This is a genomic window from Microbacterium sp. HMWF026 (genome assembly GCF_003061325.1).
Classification (GTDB): domain Bacteria; phylum Actinomycetota; class Actinomycetes; order Actinomycetales; family Microbacteriaceae; genus Microbacterium; species Microbacterium testaceum_E.
Window position 1 is genome coordinate 1 of record NZ_QAJB01000382.1, and the last position, 2435, is coordinate 2435.

Here is a 2435-nt window from a genome sequence, read left to right on the forward strand (position 1 = left end):
GCCGGAGCCGGGGGCGGGGGAGCGGCGGCGGAGGATCCGTCGACGACCGGGTGGTACGCCTCCAGGATCGGCCACCAGGCCTTGTCTACGGAGTGCTTGTCGACTTTGAACTGTTCGTAGAGTTCGTCTACGAGCCACTCGTTCGCGCCGAACTCGCCCTCGCTCGAAGTACCGACGCCCGTCACCTGGCTCGACACAGTCGATCGCCTGCTTTCCTCGATGAAGATTCCTGTGGATGCGCCGACGTCCCCGTCACGCGCATCTTCCAGCCTAGCCGAGGTTCTCGGACGGCTATCTGGTCTTTACATTCCTCTGATGTGGTGAGGTGGATGCCATGGAGTTCTCCGGTGCGCAACCCGACGTCGACCTGACCTACTCGGACGTGTTCCTCGTCCCCCGTCATTCCGAGGTGCGCAGCCGCCTCGACGTCGACCTGGCCCCCGCCGACGGCAGCGGGGCGACCCTCCCTCTGGTGTCCGCCAATATGAACTCGGTCACCGGCACGCGCCTCGCGGCGACCCTGGCGCGTCGCGGCGGTCTGGGCGTCCTGCCGCAGGACCTGGCGCTGCCGCAGCTGCTCGAGGCCGTCGAGCGCGTCAAGTCGCAGCCGGTGGCGTGGGACGCCCCGCTCGTGCTGCCGCCGACGGCGACCGTCGCCGACGCGCGTCTCATCCTGCCGCCGGTCCCGGGACGCGGCATCGTGGTCGCGGACGTCCGCGACGACGGCGCGATCGCACTCTCGGACTTCCGCGGCATCGTGCCCGCGCCGCGTCTGGCCACCGCTCTGCCCGACGCCACCCTGGGCGACATCGCCCGCAAGGACGCCCCCGCGGTCGAGGTGGGGAAGGTCGGAGACCCGCGCGAGGTGTTCGCGCTGATCGAGGAGGCGGGCGTCGACATCGTCCCCGTCGTCGACGGCGACCGCGTCGTCGGGACCCTCTCGGGACGCAGCGCCCTGCGCGACTCGGTCTACCGCCCCGCCGTCGACGCGGACGGCCGTCTCATCGTGGCCGCCGCCGTCGGTGTGAACGGCGACGTGGCGGGCAAGGCGAAGGCGCTCGCCGCCGCGGGCGTCGACGTGCTGGTCGTCGACACCGCGCACGGTCACCAGGCTCAGATGCTGCGGGCACTGCGCGAGGTCGCAGCGCTGGATCTGGGCATCCCGATCGCCGCGGGCAACGTCGTCACGGCCGACGGGGTCCGCGACCTCACCGACGCGGGGGCGACGATCCTCAAGGTCGGCGTGGGTCCGGGCGCGATGTGCACGACCCGCATGATGACGGCGGTGGGCCGCCCGCAGTTCTCCGCGGTCCTCGAGACGGCCGAGGCGGCGCGCGCCGCGGGCGCCCACGTCTGGGCCGACGGGGGCGTGCGCTACCCGCGCGACGTCGCTCTGGCGCTGGCCGCGGGCGCGGCATCCGTGATGATCGGATCCTGGTTCGCCGGCACGATCGAGTCTCCTGGGCGGCTGCGCAGCGACGAGCGGGGGCTGCTGTACAAGGAGTCATGGGGCATGGCCTCGACCAAGGCGGTCCAGGGCCGGTTCGGGCGTCTCGACCCCTTCGAGCGGGCGCGCAAAGAACTTTTCGCCGAGGGCATCTCGTCGTCGAAGATCTACCTCGACCCGCAGCGTCCGGGCCTCGAGGACCTGCTCGACATGATCACCTCGGGCGTGCGCTCGTCGTTCACCTACGCCGGTGCCGCGACGGTGGCGCAGTTCCACGAGCGGGCGCGCGTGGGCCTGCAGTCGGCCGCGGGTTACGAAGAGGGGAAGGCCCTGCCCGTCAGCTGGTGAGACCGCGTTCCAGGCTCGCCGCGGCCTCGAGGGTGATCCACGCGCCGAGCTGGACCGAGAGGTCGAGGTCGTCTCCGGCGGCCGCGGCCGAGCGCCGCGGGTCGGCCGGGAACAGCCCGTCCCGGCGCGCGTCCCACAGGGCGTCGGCGTTGCGGCGGACGAGCCGACGCGCGGCGGTCGCGGCCCTCTCGCTCCCGGGGTCGTCCGAGTCGGCGAACTCCGCGGCGGCCTCGGCGAGATAGCGGGCCAGGATGCCGGCGAACAGGCCGCCATCGCCCCCGCCCGCGGCGGGGAACAGGCCGTCGTCGGCGGCGCACCAGTCCTCGACCGCGAGGATCAGATCGCGCGCGCGGCGCACGTGCCGCCACGCCGGGTCGGCCTCATCCCCGAGTGCCGCTTCGCCCAGGAGCAGCTCGAGACCGATCGTCGCGCCCTGGTTGTAGGTCCACAGCTCGGATCGGACCACCCCGTGCTCGACGCCGTCGCGCACGAGCCCGGTCGCCTCGTCGTCGAGGGTGGATGCCATCCACCCGGCGAGGGCGACGGCCTCGGCGCGGTGACCGGTGAGGGCGAGTACGGCGGCTCCCGGCGCGTTCGCCGGGGCGTTGTAGAGGTCGCTGCCGACGCTCCAGGGTAGGAC

Annotated in this window: 3 protein-coding genes; 1 reads left to right on the forward strand and 2 read right to left on the reverse strand. The window is 72.8% G+C overall.

What is annotated here, in order from left to right; all coding sequences use genetic code 11:
• Window positions 1-197, reverse strand: a 197-nt coding sequence (locus tag DBR36_RS14230; protein ID WP_146185375.1) for a hypothetical protein, incomplete at its 3' end; no start/stop codon positions are given.
• 137 nt (window positions 198-334) lie between these two features.
• Between DBR36_RS14230 and DBR36_RS14235 the strand changes: the two genes are divergently transcribed.
• Window positions 335-1795 (forward strand): GuaB1 family IMP dehydrogenase-related protein, encoded by a 1461-nt coding sequence (locus tag DBR36_RS14235; protein ID WP_108320428.1) that lies wholly within the window; start codon window positions 335-337, stop codon window positions 1793-1795.
• On the opposite strand, the gene DBR36_RS14240 is transcribed toward DBR36_RS14235, so the two are convergent.
• Window positions 1785-2435, reverse strand: a 651-nt coding sequence (locus DBR36_RS14240; protein WP_308810965.1) for a glycoside hydrolase family 76 protein, incomplete at its 5' end; no start/stop codon positions are given. The two genes, DBR36_RS14235 and DBR36_RS14240, sit on opposite strands and share 11 nt — an antisense overlap.